The organism is Dapis purpurea BLCC-M126 (assembly GCF_050015975.1).
In the GTDB taxonomy this organism is placed as follows: Bacteria; Cyanobacteriota; Cyanobacteriia; order Cyanobacteriales; family Microcoleaceae; genus Trichodesmium.
Genome location: NZ_JBNHER010000010.1, coordinates 1 through 17,984, shown reverse-complemented (window position 1 = coordinate 17,984; position 17,984 = coordinate 1). Strand labels below are relative to the sequence as shown.

The window sequence follows — 17,984 nt, the reverse complement described above, 5'->3', positions numbered from 1 at the left end:
CAGCGAAACGCCATATCCAATCGACCAAGAGAAAAGTGCTAGGATATTTCCTTATCTTCAATTCCCGAACGGTTTTAACCAGAGGTAATTATCAATTATCCATTATCAATTATCAATTAATGAACTCTTCTTATTATCAATAATATCATCTTCGGTTGAATACTTATAATTAGGTTCTTTTGTTAGGATTGAGCAACTGATAAATATTTAGTGGGTTAGAGTAAAACTACAAATTAATACTTTTTTATGAATGATTATCCGAACATAATATAAGAGCATTAACTAAAAGTTTTTTTGTTCCGAGAGGCAATTAGGGCTGAAGCCCGATAGTAGATAGATATTGCTCAAGCCCTACTACGAGCTTTAATTATAACTATTCAACCAGACATGATATATGTCCGCAGCGACTGGAACGGAGTGGAAGGAAGCAATCCCAAGGTTTTAGAGATTGCTTCCTTTGAGTCACAATGACAACTGTTTAACTAGATTCTATATTATATTAAATCCATCAGATAATTATAAATTTGACTGATAGTTGTAGATTGCTGGGAACGGATTTAATAAAAGCTAAAAAAAGTAGTAAATAATTATGGATCTGAGTAATAAATACTGCTTCATATTTGTAAAAATGATTAATTTCCTACACATTTATACCAATTTTAAAAGAATAATGCTACAAAATAGAGTTGATAAGGAAGACGCAAAAGGTATTTGTAGCAATTTTTTTTCGGATATGGTAGTAATTATAATCAAGTTTATCTATGTGTAGCAAAAAATTCTCACATCTAGTATTAACTCTAAAATTTGAATAATTTTTATTATATAAGGATGAAGTGATTTTTTCTTTTTTATTTCTTATTGCTTATTATATCCTGTTTGGATAATCAGTTATCAATCAAATATCCTTATAAATAAGCTCAATCAAACTTCTTTATTTCCTCTAATTGTCACTGTTACTTATTTACTACTTATTAAGTATTATTTAAAGTATTTAACAAAACATGATATTATTGAATATTCCTAAAACTACAAAATTTGCCAAAATAAAGATGGTTCTGCTACCTGGTTATCTAGTATTAGATCAAATCCATGAAAGTATGAATTCAGAAGTGTATCGTGCTATCAGGGAGGAGGATGCTCAAAGAGTTATTCTCAAAGTCCTCAAAGCAGATTATCCGACATTATCCCAACTCACCCGTTACAAACAAGAATACGAACTAACTCGCCACCTAAACCTAGAGGGTGTAATCAAGGCTTACAGTTTAGAACAATATCAAATTATTATTTTAGAAGATTTTGGTGGAGAATCATTAAATATAATTCAAAAAAGCTATCAATTTGATTTAGCAGATTTTCTTGATATTGCAATTAAAGTCACTACTATTTTAGCACAAATTCACGCAGAAAATATTATCCACAAAGATATTAATCCAGCAAATATAATTTACAACCCCAAAACTAAACAATTAAAAATTATTGACTTTGGCATTTCTACAAGGTTAACCAGAGAAAATCCCATACTAAAAAACCCTAATATATTAGAAGGAACTCTTGCCTATATTTCCCCAGAACAAACAGGTCGGATGAATCGGGGAATTGACTATCGGACAGATTTGTATTCTCTAGGAGTAACATTTTTTCAACTACTCACAGATGACTTACCATTTAACACTCAAGATTCAGTAGAATTAGTACATTGTCATATTGCTCAACCAGTAAAATTTCCCATAATCAAAAATAGAGAAATCCCCGAAGTTTTACAGGCAATAGTGTTAAAATTAATGGCGAAAAATGCCGAAGACCGTTATCAAAATACTTGGGGATTAAAATATGACTTGGAAAAATGTAGAGAACAGTTAAACGTAACAGGAAAAATAACCGAATTTGACCTTGGGGAACGAGATGTATCTCATCATTTCCTCATACCAGAAAAACTCTACGGCAGGGAAGCAGAAGTACAAACTTTACTCAATGCCTTCGAGAATGTAGCAAGTGGAACAACAGAAATGATTCTCGTGGCAGGGTTTTCTGGCATCGGCAAAACAGCCATAGTGAATGAAGTACATAAACCTATAGTTAAACAACGAGGTTACTTCATCAAAGGAAAATACGACCAGTTAAATCGCAATATTCCCTTCAGTGCTTTCACACAAGCATTTCGAGAGCTGATGGGTCAATTACTGAGTGAATCTGATGCTGAATTGGTAAAATGGAAAAGTAAGATTTTAGAAGTAGTGGGGGAAAACGGACAAGTAATTATTGATGTAATTCCGGAACTAGAAAGAATTATTGGGAAACAACCACCAGTTGCTGAACTATCCGGTAGTGCAGCACAAAACCGCTTCAATTTGCTTTTCAGTAAATTTGTAGAAGTTTTTACTAAGCAAGAACATCCCTTAGTAATTTTTCTAGATGACTTGCAGTGGGCAGACTCAGCTTCGTTAAATCTGTTAAAACTCTTGATGAATGATGGCAAAGTAGAATATCTGCTCGTGTTGGGAGCATATCGGGATAATGAAGTATTTCCTGCCCATCCATTAATGTTGATTTTAGATGAAATTCAGAAACAGGCAGTAGAGATGAAGACTCTAACGCTAGCTCCTTTAGATGAGGTAAATATTACTTGTTTAGTGGCGGATACATTGATGTGTTCTGTGGAAATTGCTACACCATTAGCACAGTTAGTGTATCAAAAGACCAAGGGAAATCCATTTTTTATCACCCAATTTTTGCAGGGGTTATATGAGGATGGCTGGATTATATTTGATGCCAAGGTAGGATATTGGCAATGCAATCTGACACAAGTGCGTCAATTAGCACTGACTGATGATGTGGTAGAGTTTATGGTAGAAAGGTTGCAGAAACTTCCAGAGACAACGCGGGATGTGATGAAACTATCTGCCTGTATTGGGAACAGATTTGATTTAGCAACCTTGGCGATCGTCCAGGGAAAAACCCCAGGGGAGGTAGCAACAGATTTATGGCAGGGGTTGCGGGAGGGGTTTATTATTCCGGAGAGTGAAGTTTATAAGTTTTTTATGGGAGAGCAAAACCAGGAGAGGGAAATTAAAGATGTTTCTGTGGGTTATCATTTTTTGCATGATAGAGTACAACAAGCAGCTTATGCTTTAATTCCTAACAACGAAAAAGCAAGATTTCATTACGATATAGGACAATTAATACTGCAAAAAGCTTCCCCAGAAGCAAGAGAAGAAAGGATTTTTGAGCTAGTTAGTCAATTAAATCATGGAACATCTTTAATTACCAATCAAACAGAACGAGATGAACTAGCAAAATTTAATCTGATAGCTTGTAGAAAAGCTAAAAATGCTACTGCTTATCAGGCAGGTAGGGAATATGTGAAGATTGGATTATCATTACTAGGAAAAAATGCTTGGTCTAGGCAATATAAAATGACTTTAGAATTCTATGAGTTGGGAACAGAATTAGCTGCTTTATGTGGTGATTTTGAGGTAATGGAAAAGTTGATTGAGATAGTCATTGCCAATACTTCCTCATTACCAGAACAGATTAATGTTTATCGGATTCAAATACAATCATATAATACAAGGAATTTAGCGACGGAAGCTATTACTATTGCGAAACAATTTTTAAGACAATTAGGTGTGAGTTTTCCGGAAACACCTACACAGAATGATATTCAACAGGCAGTTTCCGAAATTAGCCTACTGGTTAACGATACAGAAATAGAAAATTTGGTCGAACTGCCAATAATGGAGGATCGCGAAAAAATTGCCATTGTCGAGATTACCAATAGCATTATGCCAGCTACTTATCTTTCTGGTTCTCCCTTATTTCCATTATTGGTAGCATTGTCAGTCAAACTATCTATTCAATATGGACATACTCGGTCTTCCCCCTTTGCTTATTCCTGCTATGGCATCGTTGCTTGTAGTGTATTACAAGATATTGATGTCGCGGTCAAGTTTGGTCAACTGGCACTACAGGTAGTCTCCAAACTAGATTTAAAAGGGGTGAAGCCATTGGTAATACATATTGTCATGTTCTTTCTCCTACATTATAAATCTCATATCAAAGAAACTGTTTCTCCCCTGCAAGAAGGTTATGGAATAGGTTTAGAAGTGGGAAACTTGGAATTTGCTGGCTACAATGCTCATGGTTTTTGTTTACAATCTTTTTTGTGTAGTCAACCTCTGGCTGCCTTGGAACAGTCAGCTCATACTTACTTTGATGGATTAGTCCAATTGAATCAATTGGTAGCAGCGAATTGGTGTCGCAGTTGTTGGCAGACAACATTAAATTTACTCGGAATTGGGAAATATCCAACTCTTTTATCTGGAGATAGTGAGCAAGAGGTAGAATTTATATCAAAAATGGTGTCGGGGAATGATTCATTAGGGTTATCATTTTTTTACTTATATAAGATGATACTGTGTTATTTGTTTGAGGAAATAGAATCTATTGAAAAGGATATAGAAAAAATCAAAGAATATGTGCTAGCTTCACCAGGACTGGTAACTCAACCAGTGTTTTATTTTTATGATTCTTTGATGGCGTTAGGAAGAATGAGTGAAAGGAAAAAGGAGGTCTCAGAGGTGATGGAACGAGTGGCAGACAATCAAAGGCAACTAAAACAGCAATGGGCAGAGTCTGCTCCGATGAATTACCAACATAAAGTAGATTTAGTGGAGGCAGAAAAGTGTCGAGTATTAGGAAAAAAAGGAGAAGCAATAGAGTTATATGACAAGGCAATATTAGGAGCAAAAGAAAACAAATATCTTCAAGAGGAAGCTCTGGCAAATGAACTGGCAGCTAAATTTTATCTTAGTTGTGCTAAAGAAAAAGTTGCTAGTATCTATATGCAAGAAGCCTACTATTGCTATACTACTTGGGGAGCAAAGGCTAAGACTAACCAACTTGAAGAACAATATCCCCAACTTCTCACTCTTATTTTCCAAAGTGATAAATGTCACCCCCATCCTAGTCATACTAGAATCCAAACTTCTTCTAGAAGCCAAGTAACTACCACATCCTCAGACCTAGACTTAGCTTCTGTAATCAAAGCCTCTCAAGCTATATCTGAGGAAATCGAACTAGAAGTATTACTCTCCAAAATGACACGCATTGTTGCAGAAAATGCTGGAGCTAACAAATGTGTCTTGATTTTATACAACTCTGGCAGTTGGGAAATAGTTTCTCAATGGGTTGATGGAAACTATAGCTTGTGTAGTATTTCCATGGATCATCATACTAAAATTCTCCCTGATAGCGTCATCAATACTGTTAAACGAACGCAACAAACTTTGCTGATCAACAACATTGAACAAGACACAATCTTTGCTAGAGATTCATACCTGATTGAAAACCAACCTAAAAGTCTTTGTTGTACTCCTATTCTCAATCAAGCTAAACTCATAGGTCTCCTTTACCTGGAAAATAGTCTAACTGTGGAAGCTTTTACTGACAAACGATTAGAAATTTTAAATTTGTTATCCTCTCAAGCTGCTATTTCTATTCAAAATGCTAAATTTTATGCTCAAGTTAGAGAAAATGAAAGCAAGTTAAGACAGTTTCTGGATGCAATGCCAGTTGCGGTTGGCATTGTGGATGCTTCTGGTCATCCTTATTACACGAATCATATAGCACGGGAATTACTGGGGAATGTTACATCAAGTGAAGTTTCTGAAGTTTATCAAATTTATCAACCTGGTACTGAGGAAAAATATCCAGAGGCTAATTTACCAATAGTACGCGCTCTGCACGGAGAAACTGTCAGGGATGACAATATAGAAATTCACCAAGGCGATCGCCGAATTGCCATCGAAGCTTGCGGAACACCCGTTTATGACAAACAGGGAAAAATTAAGTATGCAATTACTACTTTTCAGGATATTACGGAACGCAAGCAGGCAGAAAAGATTCTTTCAGATTATAATCAAACTTTACAGCAGCAAGTAGCCCAGCGTACTGCTGAACTAGAAAAAGCTAACCAGGAATTATTACGCATTGCCAATGTGGATGGACTTACTCAAATACCTAATCGTCGTAGTTTTGATGAGTCCCTCGCCGTTGAGTGGCGACGACATCTGCGAGAACAGCAATTTTTGTCCTTGATTATGATTGATATTGATTATTTCAAACGTTACAACGATCATTATGGACACCAAGGTGGAGATGATTGCTTGATTCGTGTGGCGCAGGCGATATCTCAAGTTCCTCAAAGACCAACTGATTTAGTAGCTCGTTACGGTGGTGAGGAATTTGCGGTGATTTTACCCAATACAAATATAGAGGGTGGGTTTACTATTGCCGAGTCGATCCGCCTGGCGATCGCCTCTCTTTCTATTCCCCATGCTCAGTCTGAGGTAAGTCAATTTGTGAGTTTAAGTCTGGGGGTTGCTAGTGTTATTCCTACTATCGAAGGTACTACAGAAGATTTAATTGCTCTGGCAGATGAGGCTTTATATAAAGCTAAAAGACAGGGACGCGATCGGGTCGTTTTCAGTAGAAATTAGGGTAGTTTGGATTCCCAATTCCAGGGAGCTAGCTACACAAGCCTGGCATCCTGTGAGAGAGAGCTTTTTAACCTTTTTTCTCAACCCTTCAATAATTCCTGACAGTATCAGGAGGACATTGGTAAAAGTTAAAGCTGATGCTGATGCGATCAGCCTCTTTTCCTGTTCCATTATAGAGATTTGGAGCAACATCATGACGTAACCAACCCGGAAAAAGAATAATGCGCCCTGGAATCGGATCATAATAGACATTAGACCAAGTATGAGAACGCTGTAAAGCTTCTTTTGTGTAAGTAGGCAAAATGACCGCTTGTTCACGGGGATCGGTGAAGTTGATGCGTCCACTATGGCCAGGGTCAGACTGTACATAGTAAACCCCACTACAGAGGGTACTACCGTGATTATGGCTACGATTATAGGCATATTTTGGACTAATATTCGCCCACATACTATCACAGCTAGCTTTCCAACTTGGATCATAGCCAAGTTGATTAAAATACTCTTGTACTGTTAGTGTTACCCTTTCAGTAAATTCAGCAAATTCAGGTCGTTGATTCATATCCGTTTTGCTGTGCCAAGCTCCCATTGATCGCACATTAGAACGTTCAATTCCCTCTAAATCCTTTGCTTTCCAGGCATAAATCTGTTCTTTGAGGTAGGTATTAAGCGATATGACATCTAGCCAATCCTGAAAAGCAATCAGGGTTGGAAAATAAGACTCTATCATCAGCTTTGGTTTTGTTGAGGGAGAAGTTTCCTCGATCTCTGTAGACTTGGAACTGTTAGGGATAGTTGGATTGGTATCTTGAATTGAATCAGAGGCCATATTCATAGATTAAGATTCTACCAAACTTAGGATATAAAACGGCTTTGTTGCAGCTACTAAAAGCTATTGGTGTATCCCCCTCTAATTTAGATACTAGGGGAATTGATTTTCCCAATATTGAAGGGGATTTATCCGATAGAGGGCGATCGCATTTTATGAATTTGACAATAAGGACAGTTCATATATACGATGCCAATATATCATTCTCTATTATGCAACACTAATGATAGAGCTAGTAGGTTGCCAAGATGATTCTAGTATGGCATTGGAGAGTTCTTCATTCAAATTAAGAGTTGCATCTTCATCATTAAGATCGGGATGCCAAGGTTTATAGATCTTGTTTTCCAAATCTTGATATTTGTCCATTATTTCTAGTAAGGTGTTGATACCTTCTTTCTTAATTTCAAAAGCTCCTTCATACTGATTAGTCACAACTACACGATTTGTCTCATCCCATTTATCCCAATCCTTAATGATAGCACCATTGTTTTGCCCCCTGATCCAAATTAAAAGTTCTCCGTCTTCAAGCTCATTGAGTTCATTGGGTAGTTTTTCTCGATCAAAGTTTTCGGGTAATTTGTTTACAGTTTCTTTGGTAGCAAACCAGATTTCATCACGCTTAAGAACAGCTGAACCCAAAAATTCGGCGTTGGTGCTGACGATCAGGACGGTTTTATTTGAGACGATGCTTGTCCCGTCTAACCCGGTTATCCGCTCAAAACCACCTCGATCTTCGAGGATATAGAGGTCGCCACTGTTGTCTTGACTACCATTGATCATGTCGTTACCAGCACCACCAATAAAGATAGAAGGACCAGTAGCTCCACCATTTAAGGTGTTATTGCCAAAACTTCCCGAAAGGATAGCTGCTCCTGTTGCTGTCTGGGTATTATCTTCATTATCACCTTGGTGTACTTCAGTTAAGTTGAATTTCGTGAGGTCCAAGGTGAAACCTGTACCAAATTGCAACAGTAAGTTATTTTTAGCATTGTTGATGACTATAGTTTGGGTTGCGGTACTCAAATTGCCACCGTTACCAACTTTCAAAACGAGATTATTTCCATCGAAAGCAAACCCAAGATCCCGTAGTCGGATTGAACCATCAAGCACAACAGTAAGGTGGTGACCGCTTTCACTGATATTGATAGTATCGTGATTCAAGGGATGACGATTGATCAGTATCTGATCGTTATTACTATTGATGTTGACAGTATTATTACCACTACCAGGTAAGATGACATTATTTTGACCATTAGAAGTGATGATGTCATTACCACTAAATCCTTGGAAGAAAGTTGCACCGGGTAAAGTTACATTATCATCTTTGACAGTCCCCGTTGTATCCCAATATATCGATGTAAGCGATTTCAAGACTACTACCATCTCCGAAACGCAAGGTTTTAATCCGATGACTATAATTATAATTCCTACTCCAGTTCCCCTTAATGGCAATAGAGTCCCCTGTCTGTAGGTTCGGTTTAGTGAGATCATCATCAATTCCGGCATCGAAAACACGGGTATCATCAACAATTAGTGAGAAGGTAACTTGCTGGTCAATGTCAGTATAAGGTGGTGTACCATTCGGTTCTGTATGTTCAGAATCTTTGCCATAACTAACACGTACATTAGCAGCAGAAACCCCTTCACCGAATTGTAAGATATCTCTTACTTGGTCAGGTGAATCGATTGTTGGAGCATCTGAAGGATAGTCGTAATCATCACCAGAGCCATAAACAAAGCGAATGCCATCGGTAAAATTATTAGTGGAAGTAAGACCTACATCAATATGATTAAGACCTTTTTCAATGCAGTCATTTCCATCTCCAAAGCCAAAGAGAAAGATATTATCAGTAGTCTTCTCTGGGTGAATTGCTGCTACCAAGGTATCATTTCCCGGCCCGCCATGAAGAATATTAACCCCTTCGTCAGCAATAATTAAGTTATTTCCACCGTTACCCCCAGACATAGAATTATAACCGTGACCCCCGGCATGAGAGCCGTATAATGTATCGTTACCTGTTCCGCCTTTTAAGGTGTTGATGAGATTAGGAGTCACCATACATTTTCTAAACCACTGACGAGAAGGGGTTTTTGGTTTGCTGCATCGCTTCCTTTTTGGAAAAAGACAGCCTGTTTTGCTTCTCCACCTGACGTTTTATTCTTATCCGCCATCACGGTTAAGTTGACATAAGCTGATCCATTAATTATTAATGTATCACTATCTTTTTGACGTTGGGTGAGTAGACTTGCACCTTCTATATCACCAGCATCGAGATAATATTTGCTTTGATCATCAGCATTTGGAACATCCTTAAACTCTTGACTCAGGTAGATTGTATTATTTCCTTCCCCGGTTTGAATATGAAATTCTCCTAAGCCTAATATAATTGTATCGTTCCCTTTACCCGTTTGAACTTCTTCACGTAGACCTTCAGCATCTACTCCATAAACAGCTATATTCCGTGAGTATTCTGAAAGATTAGACCCATCAAGAGTTAAGGCTTCTTCTACGGTAAAACCTGCGTCCGGTTCGGCTTCGGGTGACTGAGTTCCGCCGTCATCTAGCCTCTCTCCCAAAAATTGCTTTAGAGAGTCTATTAGATTATGATCGTTAAATGTTTTGGTAGAGTCACTCACTAAATCAATATCAATAACAGGGTGTAGACCCTCCTCTTGTTTTGTCCATAGATCATAAATACCGTGAAAAACATTAGCTGTTTCGCTGTCAATATTAAGCTTATTGTTAACAAGCTCATCAATAAATTCATCAACTGAGAGGTTTTTAGAATCTGGATTTTTGCCTAGAATACTGTCTATTGATTCTCCATTGCGTAAGCTACTGCTCAAGGCTTGGTACAACCACGATGTTATTCCAGTTAGCACAATTGTCTTTGATTCAAGTGGAAGATTAGAAAAAGCACCTGATATATAGAGATCATCAATGTTATCTAGGCTCCCTTTTAAGTCAGTAATTAAATCATAGAAGCCATCGGCTGCAAATTGACTGGCTTTTCTCGCTAATTTTTGCCTTTGTATTGCTTTCCTGATGGCATCAGCAATCATAAGACCAATATCAATCACTAGACTCACGGCGGCAACTACTAAACCAAACGGTCCGGCTGCTGTTGAACTTGTGAACTCAGCTACTATCAACGCCTCAGTGGTGACTTCCACAATCGGTAAAACCAGTCCAGAAGCTATCTGTAAAGACCCTTTCACGATATCGTAGGTATTGCCTGTTTTAAACAATTGAACGGCACCAGATACTGTTGAGTATCCAGTTACAATCGTGAAGGCACCATTTTTAAATCCACATTTTGTGGCTTTTAATAATTTTGTTCTGAATTTTTTGTTCTTATTATTCTTGAAGAGTATACTTCCTTTATTACTGGGTTTGTTGAGATGATCGGCAACACTTGCTCCCGAACCAGATATAGCACCAACTAGATCGGGAGTTGCCAACTGAAGTCCTACGTTTGATAAACTCATCCCAGTGGTTAAAAGATCCGCATCTTTCAGAAAGACCTTCATGGCTTTGGCTGTATCAATACGGAAAATGTCGTAGAATTTTGAGGTCTTACGACGGGCTTTGGCTGTTTCTAAACTATCGGGTTTATTGGCTTTTACAGAGGTGTCTTCGGTGATCGAGTCAAAATCTAATTGTCGAAAAGTAGAAAGGCTTGTTTCTACTTCAGAATCAATCACCTTATTAATAGATTTTGCCTCTTTGTAAATATCTTTACCTTTATTGACGAGACTATATATCTTTATACCGATAGAAATAATAGAAGCTACATCGAATGGTTTATGAGTATAGTCCAGAATAACCGGATTTTCTGCATTGACTTGTTCATATAACACCCATATATCCGTTGTTTGCTTAAACTCAATGTCATTGTTTTCATTGAAACGTTTCAAAGGTCCATAGTTTACACTTTCCGTTAAATCAGCTTCCATTAAAGCTTTGGAAAATCTTAGGGTTGCTGGTTCGGTTTCATCGGTTAACTCTTTTTCATCGGAAAGCTCCGCTGTTTCATAACCGTTGGGATCGACAAAATTGGTTGCGGAGATAAACATTTCTGCTGCCGATAAACCCCCTGGGAGTATCTGTTTTAAAGCTGCAACTAATTCATCTGGGGTGTAACCAGAAAGTGTGGTTTGATCTGTATAGCCGACCGTATTCCCGTTACCACTACCGACTAATTCAATCACCACACCGTCTCCTAAAGTTGCTTTAATCTCACTCCAATTTGAACTGGTGGGGTTATTCACTTGAGTTGGCTCATTATTTCCTCTTAGAAGTTTTATCCAAGTCGTATTAAAAGGTGCAGAAGTTGGAAACTGGTAAAGGACTTTGGCACTTTCTATTGCATCCCTACTCTCATCGAGCTGGATAATTAAGCGTTGGATAGCTTCTGAAGCGGCATCAAATATTTCACTACTGCTTAAACTGCGATCAAAGAACCGCAAACCATTAACTTCACCAATGAAGCTACTGCCAAGGTTTTTAACATAACCCCAGTATAAAACGCTCTCTGTACTTGGATGAAAACCCCTATCTTGATTAATTTCAATTCCTTTGTTCTCGTCAGTTCGAGGCAGAGGAATGCCATCTAAGAATACCTGCGGGACACCGCCATTGGAAAAGCTAGTCGCGATGTGATGCCAATTGCAAGTGAAGTCATCGGAGGCATAGGTATAAGTGACGGATTCCACCGGAACAGTTACACTGTAGCGAGATGTAGCATATAGAGCCTGTTTTTCAGGATTTGGAGAGAGCAAACCCACATCAGAACGATAATCAATAGGTTGGTTATTTGTTGGGTCATCGATGGAATTATCTCCCATACTTTCGGTAAAAATAGCCTTTCCTTTGGCTTCTCCATTGCCGTTGCCAACGCCACCTTGAACCTCATTTCCAGAGAAACGACTATTTTTAATTGATACAAATGTATCGTTTACTCCAGAGCCAGAAGAAGAAGCATTTCTGACAAAAATTGCTCCTCCTAGTCCAGCACCAGCACCTCCAACGCCGGGAGTCCCTATAGTACAAGCATCCTCCTGTGAGGGAGAAGCATTTGTTCCTGGCTTCCCATATTGACCACCAGCACGTCCATTACCTCGATTACCTTTTTGGCAAATATACTGATTCACGTGATCTGGCCGAAAACAAACGGTGGCGTTAGAAGCACCAGCGCCTCCTCCAGCACCAAAACCACCAAAGCCTCCATGACCAGCATAATAATTTTTCGTGCTGCTTAAAGTCCTATATTGGGGTGCAGATCCAGCACCTCCTCCAATGCCCCAGTTCCCATGAGAACCATTTTCTCCGTCCCGCTTGTTACTGCTTGATGCTGATCCACCACGACCAGATCCATTATCCAAGCTCAATAAGCCACTGGTATTACAGTGCCCCCCAGAACCAGCCGCTGTTGCTGGTTCCCCATTGCCAGCTTTGCTCCCTTCTCCTCCTCCATTGCCACCGAATGCTTTATTGTTGGTAAAAGTAACACTATCAACAACCACGTTACCTGAATTAACAAAGAGCGCTCCGCCAGCACCGAGTCCACCTCCTCCTCCATGTTCAGAATTGCCTCCTTGAGCTAATCCATCCTTTAGTTCTAGGTTGTATAGCTCTAGGTAGCCACCAAAATTATCCATGCTGATAATTTGAAACTGATTCTGTCCACTAATTGAGTAATGTTGTCCTTCTTCGCTCCGAATAATCAGTCCCCCAGAACTTTTACCACTACCACTATCAGTATTTTGAATCAGAAGATTCTTCCCACTTAGTGGTCCAAATGTGGTGTCCTGAAGCGTAATGTCGTTTTTAAGAATAATAACGTTATCAACTTCTGATTGATTGGCTTCGTGGATAGCTGTTACCAACTCTTCAAGGGTTTGGACTCGATGTTCTGTTATGTCAGCAATTATTCCTTCTGCTGGAAATCCATCACCCTCGCCTGAGTTATTGTAGACCCACCGTTCACTTTCAAAAAAGATTGCTTTTCCTTTTGCCTGGGCTCCACTTCCACCAGATTGAACGCCATTTCCTTCAAAATAGCAGCTAGCAGAGATGGTAACGCGAGGCTGTCGGCTAATTCCTGTCAAATTACTAGAATCTGGGACAAAGATTGCTCCACCCAAACCGGCTCCGTTACCACCTTTACCTCCCTGTCTTCCAGAAGGTGTTTCTTGATGTGCCGCACAACTTTCTCCGCTGATACCGACTGAACCATACTGACCAGCATCGCCTATCGGACCCCCTATAGCCCATTCAGTTGCTACCTTGTATTGTCCACCGCCACCGCCACCGCCACCGCCACCAGCTCCAAAACCACCGCTACCACCGCTACCACCATCTCCACCAGCATCATTTTTATTGCCTCTTTCTCTATATCCACCTTGCCCGCCTCCACCTTGACCTCCTCCACAGCCAAAGCTTCCTTTTTCTCCAGCAGCGCCAGGATTTGTCTTTCCTTCAGGACCTCCCTGATTTCCAAATGCTCCTTTCCCTGCTTCACCGCCTCGACCAAAAATTGCTACGCTTCCATAGTAATCAGGATTACCTGTTATATTAAAAGCTCCACCTTGACCTCCGTTCTTGCCCGGTGGAGAAAGCAGTGATTCGTTATTTACATGGACAGCATTTCCTCCCTGTCCGTGATTCACTTCTGTCTCTAGGGCTGTACCACCATACGCCCAATTGTTGATGAACCTAACGCCTTCAATATTGACTGTTCCACCCGCAATAAACAAAGCTCCTCCAGCTCCTAAACCCGATCCTCCACCGGGTTCACCGCTACTACCTTGGGCTTTACCTTCTCGTAATTCCAGATTTCTTAAATTGATAATGCAATCATCTGCATCAATGGCAAGAATTTGAACCAGATTGTTTCCACTGATGAATTTGGGAGAAGTTGTACTATTACTTTCTATCGTTAGTTCAGTTCCTCGTGCTAATGTATTACCTCCTCCCTGAAATTCTGAACCGACTAAGGAAGGTAATGATTCTGTAAGCGTAATATTTTCAGTGATAGTAATCTTAAATTTTTGTTCAGGAATGGTATTGGCTAGAACAGCACTCAATGCAGCAATTAGGTTATATTCATTAGAAATTTCGTGATTGGCAATGTCTTTGGCTACAATATTGACCTGAAATTCTTGCTTATTGCGGTCATAGATAACATTGAGTCTCTGTTCGATATAAAATTCAAGCCATCCTACAGTGAAAATATAGCTAAGGTCAACATCAAATAGTGGCAGTTGACTTTGTATATTGTTCGGTTTAAACCAGCTATCTACGGCTAAAGAATCATTGATATAGAGATTGTTAGGATTCGTTTTTAGGTAGCTCCTCCCATTTAAGACAAAAGCACCATTTTGTTTTTCTACAGTTCCATTCTTTATCAAGTTATAGCTATTACCCAATTCTGGGATCGGACTCAAATTGTAGTTGTGGCCTAATGTTGAACCCGAACTCAAATTAACTTCTTGTGCTCCTAGTTTTTTTCAGGATCTAACCAAGCCTTAAATTTTAAGCGATATTCTTTGCCTTGAGCGAAATCTTGAGGAACATCTAGATCTTGATATATTCCAACATCTACATGATGTGTGCTAACACCTACATCGCTTAAAACATTACAGAAATGACACCATAAAGAATCACCAATAACTTTAATGTAGTCAGCAGCATCGGAAGGGTAAGTTTCCCAGTGTTCTAAACCATTGGCAAAATCGCCATTTTTGATTAGTTGAAGTCCTGCAGATATGCTTCCCCTTTGATCTGCGTTCCAGACAATGAGAGGCTCACCAGAGGTTTGCCGTGACGAACCAAAGGCTCGTACAAGTTTAGAGGAAACAATTCCCTTAATTAAGCGAACTTCATCAATAGCAGTTGGACTACTTACTTGAGAGGCTGAAATAATGAAACGGCAAGCTGGAATACTTTCTGCCTGGGTATTTTGATAGTAATCATCAGGTGTTATAACTACTCCATCAACTGAAGTTGGTGTTTCTGAAGGATTGACATGAATTAATTGACTATCAATTATTACAACCAGATCGACAATCTCACCTTGAGTGCCGTTTACTTCTCCATTCCACAAAACAACGATATGATGCCAATCTTTATTATTTGTGTTGTTGCTTAAACTTCCATTTAAGGGAACAGTATATTCTAAAAATTTTCCTTTCCCATCATTGGTTCCATCATCAGGAGATGCATTAGGACGAGTGAGAATTATCTTGAGTTGATCTTGAGTATTTTCATGATCAATAACTAACGCATCAAAGACTTTCACTTGTAAATTTTTTTCAGGATCAGTCTCTTCCAAAACATTCTCGACAATTTGAGTTAAGCGTATCTGAGGAATCATACCATTGTCTTTCTCTTCTACCCAAAAAGACAAAGAGACCCCAGAGTTCCGCATATCCAAAGCATTAATTTTGCCTTCAATTTGTTTCTGAGAACCAAGCTGAAGTGCTTTATCCGTAATGGAAGTCTCATTATCGTCACTGTTAAGATATCCCTTTCCTGTAGAGTTGGGGGCATCATTTTCGATTATATTGTCATCTAGTAGATCATCAGCTTTATTAAAAGACCAATAGATTTTCTGTTGAGAATTATCTGGTGTGGGAATAGGTTGCTCAGATGGAGTCGTCTGGGTTAGGTGAGAACGAGAGGCTAAGGATACCATATAATAAATTTACCTAATTTTTTTAATGTTTTTTGATATTTATTTTTATTTTATCTGGCCACGATTAAAATGCTCAGAACACTAGAATGACATAATTGGGGATTATAGTTCAATACGGTTCAGAAAGCCCTAATTAAAATCAAACAGGCACTTTTAATTTATTTATTCTTTCAATTACTTTCTGATAATCGGGCTTAATTTCTAAAACAATTTTGTAAGAACTAACGGCTTCTTGAACATATCCTAATCTTTCCAAAATTAATCCTCGTTGAAACCAAACTTCATGATTACCAGGTCTTAAAGAAACTATTTGGTCGTATGCAGCGATCGCCTCTTCATACCTCTCTAATTTTTCCAGCATCAAAGCCAATTGTGACCAAGCTTGATAATTACTTGGCCAAATACTAATAGCTTGATTATAACTAAAAACAGCTTCTTCATAATTTGCCATTTTTTCCAAGCTTAACCCCCGGTTTAACCAAGCATCAAAATTATCTGGCTCCTTTCCAATTACCAAATCATAAGCTGCTATTGCTTCAGCATATCGCTCTAACTTTTCTAAAGCTGCACCCCTTTGTAAACCAACTTTAGCAACAGAAATTCCTTGTTTAAAACTCATTTCAATTACTTTGTCATAAGCTGCTAATGCTTGATCGTACTTCTGGAGTTTTTCTAATGCTTCGCCTCGACAATTCCAAGCCTCTAAAAAATATGGTTCAATACTAATAGCATTACCATAAGCAATAAGAGCTTCATTATATTTGCCTAGTGCCATAAATGCTTTACCGCGACCTAACCAAGCTTCTGGATAATTAGAATTAATTGTAATTGCCTGATTAAAAGATTCTAATGCCTCACTATTTTTAAATAAATCTAATAAAATATAACCACGACTAATCCTAATTTCTGGTAAATTAGGATGAAAATTAATTGCCTTATCAAAACAAGCAACTCCTCCTTCTTTCCAATTATTTTTTAAAGCTAATCCTTTATAATACCAAGCTTCATAATCATCGGGATTTAATTTAATTGCTTTATTAAAAGAAGAGACTGCATCGTGATATTTATGTAGTTTACTTTGAGCAATACCCAAGTTAAACCAAGCTAAATAATTCTCAGGTTCTAATTCTATTGCATGGTCATAACTGATAATTGCTTCTGCATAACGTTGAGTTTTTACTAAGGCTAATCCTCGGTTCAACCAAATATGATAATTATCAGGTTGTAGTTTCACAGCACAATCATAAGCAGCTAATGCTTCAGCATATTTTTGTATAGTTAATAAAATTTGCCCTTGAGCATACCAAATTTCTCCCTTCATTGGTTGTATTTTCAGTGCTTTTTTGTAGCAGTTTATGGCAGGTAAATACTGTTTTAATTCTGTTAAAACAATTGCTTTATTAAACCATAGTTCATAGTTATTTGGGTTGATTTTGATTCCCTTGTCAAAGCAGGCGATCGCTTCTTGATACTGCCTTAAGTTAAATAATACAACTCCATAACAATTCCAGGCTTGATGAGCGTTTGGTTTAAGCGATAGGGATATTTTATAAGCTTCTACTGCTTGTTCATAATTTTGCAATTTATATAGGGTATCAGCCAGTTTTAACCAACCTATTGCCCAGTCTGGCTTAATTTTCACTGCGTTTTCGTAGTAGGGAATGGCTGATTCGTATCTACCCATATCATACAGTCTGTTGCCACGATCATATTCTGGAAATGCAGAGAAGATGCTAAAAATTCCCTTAGACGGGAAAACAGTTTGGGTATTCGCGGTGTCTAATGTAGTTAAAAATGTCAATTTTTGGGATGATTGGGAATTAGGTTTGGTCATAGTTTTTTTCCTAGAACCTGATAGAATATACTTTACAATATCTGGAAATACTATTATACTATTCGCATTTATTTAATATCATGTCCGGTAGCATTGGTATTGTATAGAGAAGGTAAGGAAGAAGGAAG

Annotated in this window: 7 protein-coding genes; 1 reads left to right on the top strand and 6 read right to left on the bottom strand. The window is 38.4% G+C overall.

Features of this window, described 5'->3' with window-relative positions:
• Window positions 1–1,049 precede the first annotated feature (1,049 nt).
• Window positions 1,050–6,497, top strand: a complete 5,448-nt coding sequence (locus tag ACP6PL_RS02455; RefSeq protein ID WP_426542177.1) for a diguanylate cyclase domain-containing protein — start codon at window positions 1,050–1,052, stop codon at window positions 6,495–6,497.
• Between the two features lie 88 nt (window positions 6,498–6,585).
• Here ACP6PL_RS02455 and ACP6PL_RS02450 read toward each other — a convergent pair whose 3' ends face one another.
• The 6 genes from ACP6PL_RS02450 to ACP6PL_RS02425 form a co-directional block, all read right to left on the bottom strand.
• On the bottom strand, window positions 6,586–7,323 hold the full coding sequence (locus ACP6PL_RS02450) for a TIGR02466 family protein (RefSeq protein WP_426542175.1): 738 nt from the start codon (window positions 7,321–7,323) through the stop codon (window positions 6,586–6,588).
• A 210-nt stretch (window positions 7,324–7,533) separates the two neighbouring features.
• Window positions 7,534–8,694 carry a hypothetical protein gene (locus ACP6PL_RS02445; protein WP_426542173.1) on the bottom strand — a complete coding sequence of 387 codons (1,161 nt, stop codon included), beginning with the start codon at window positions 8,692–8,694 and terminating at the stop codon, window positions 7,534–7,536.
• A complete protein-coding gene (locus tag ACP6PL_RS02440) occupies window positions 8,642–9,382 on the bottom strand; it encodes a calcium-binding protein (protein WP_426542171.1) in 741 nt (246 codons plus the stop codon). Before ACP6PL_RS02440 ends, ACP6PL_RS02445 begins: the two co-directional genes overlap by 53 nt.
• A complete protein-coding gene (locus tag ACP6PL_RS02435; protein WP_426542169.1) occupies window positions 9,376–14,772 on the bottom strand; it encodes a hypothetical protein in 5,397 nt (1,798 codons plus the stop codon). Before ACP6PL_RS02435 ends, ACP6PL_RS02440 begins: the two co-directional genes overlap by 7 nt.
• A gap of 53 nt (window positions 14,773–14,825) precedes the next feature.
• Window positions 14,826–16,022, bottom strand: coding sequence for a hypothetical protein (locus ACP6PL_RS02430; RefSeq protein WP_426542167.1), 1,197 nt, complete (start codon window positions 16,020–16,022; stop codon window positions 14,826–14,828).
• A 139-nt stretch (window positions 16,023–16,161) separates the two neighbouring features.
• Entirely contained in the window at window positions 16,162–17,856 is a 1,695-nt protein-coding gene (locus ACP6PL_RS02425; RefSeq protein ID WP_426542165.1) for a tetratricopeptide repeat protein, read from the bottom strand.
• Window positions 17,857–17,984: the final 128 nt, after the last annotated feature.

What these genes read in the sequence shown, in the direction of transcription:
- ACP6PL_RS02430 (WP_426542167.1), bottom strand. Translation starts at nt 16,022, where the DNA reads ATGGTATCCTTAGCCTCTCGTTCTCACCTAACCCAGACGACTCCATCT.
- ACP6PL_RS02440 (WP_426542171.1), bottom strand. Translation starts at nt 9,382, where the DNA reads ATGGTGACTCCTAATCTCATCAACACCTTAAAAGGCGGAACAGGTAAC.
- ACP6PL_RS02425 (WP_426542165.1), bottom strand. Translation starts at nt 17,856, where the DNA reads ATGACCAAACCTAATTCCCAATCATCCCAAAAATTGACATTTTTAACT.
- ACP6PL_RS02455 (WP_426542177.1), top strand. Translation starts at nt 1,050, where the DNA reads ATGGTTCTGCTACCTGGTTATCTAGTATTAGATCAAATCCATGAAAGT.
- ACP6PL_RS02450 (WP_426542175.1), bottom strand. Translation starts at nt 7,323, where the DNA reads ATGGCCTCTGATTCAATTCAAGATACCAATCCAACTATCCCTAACAGT.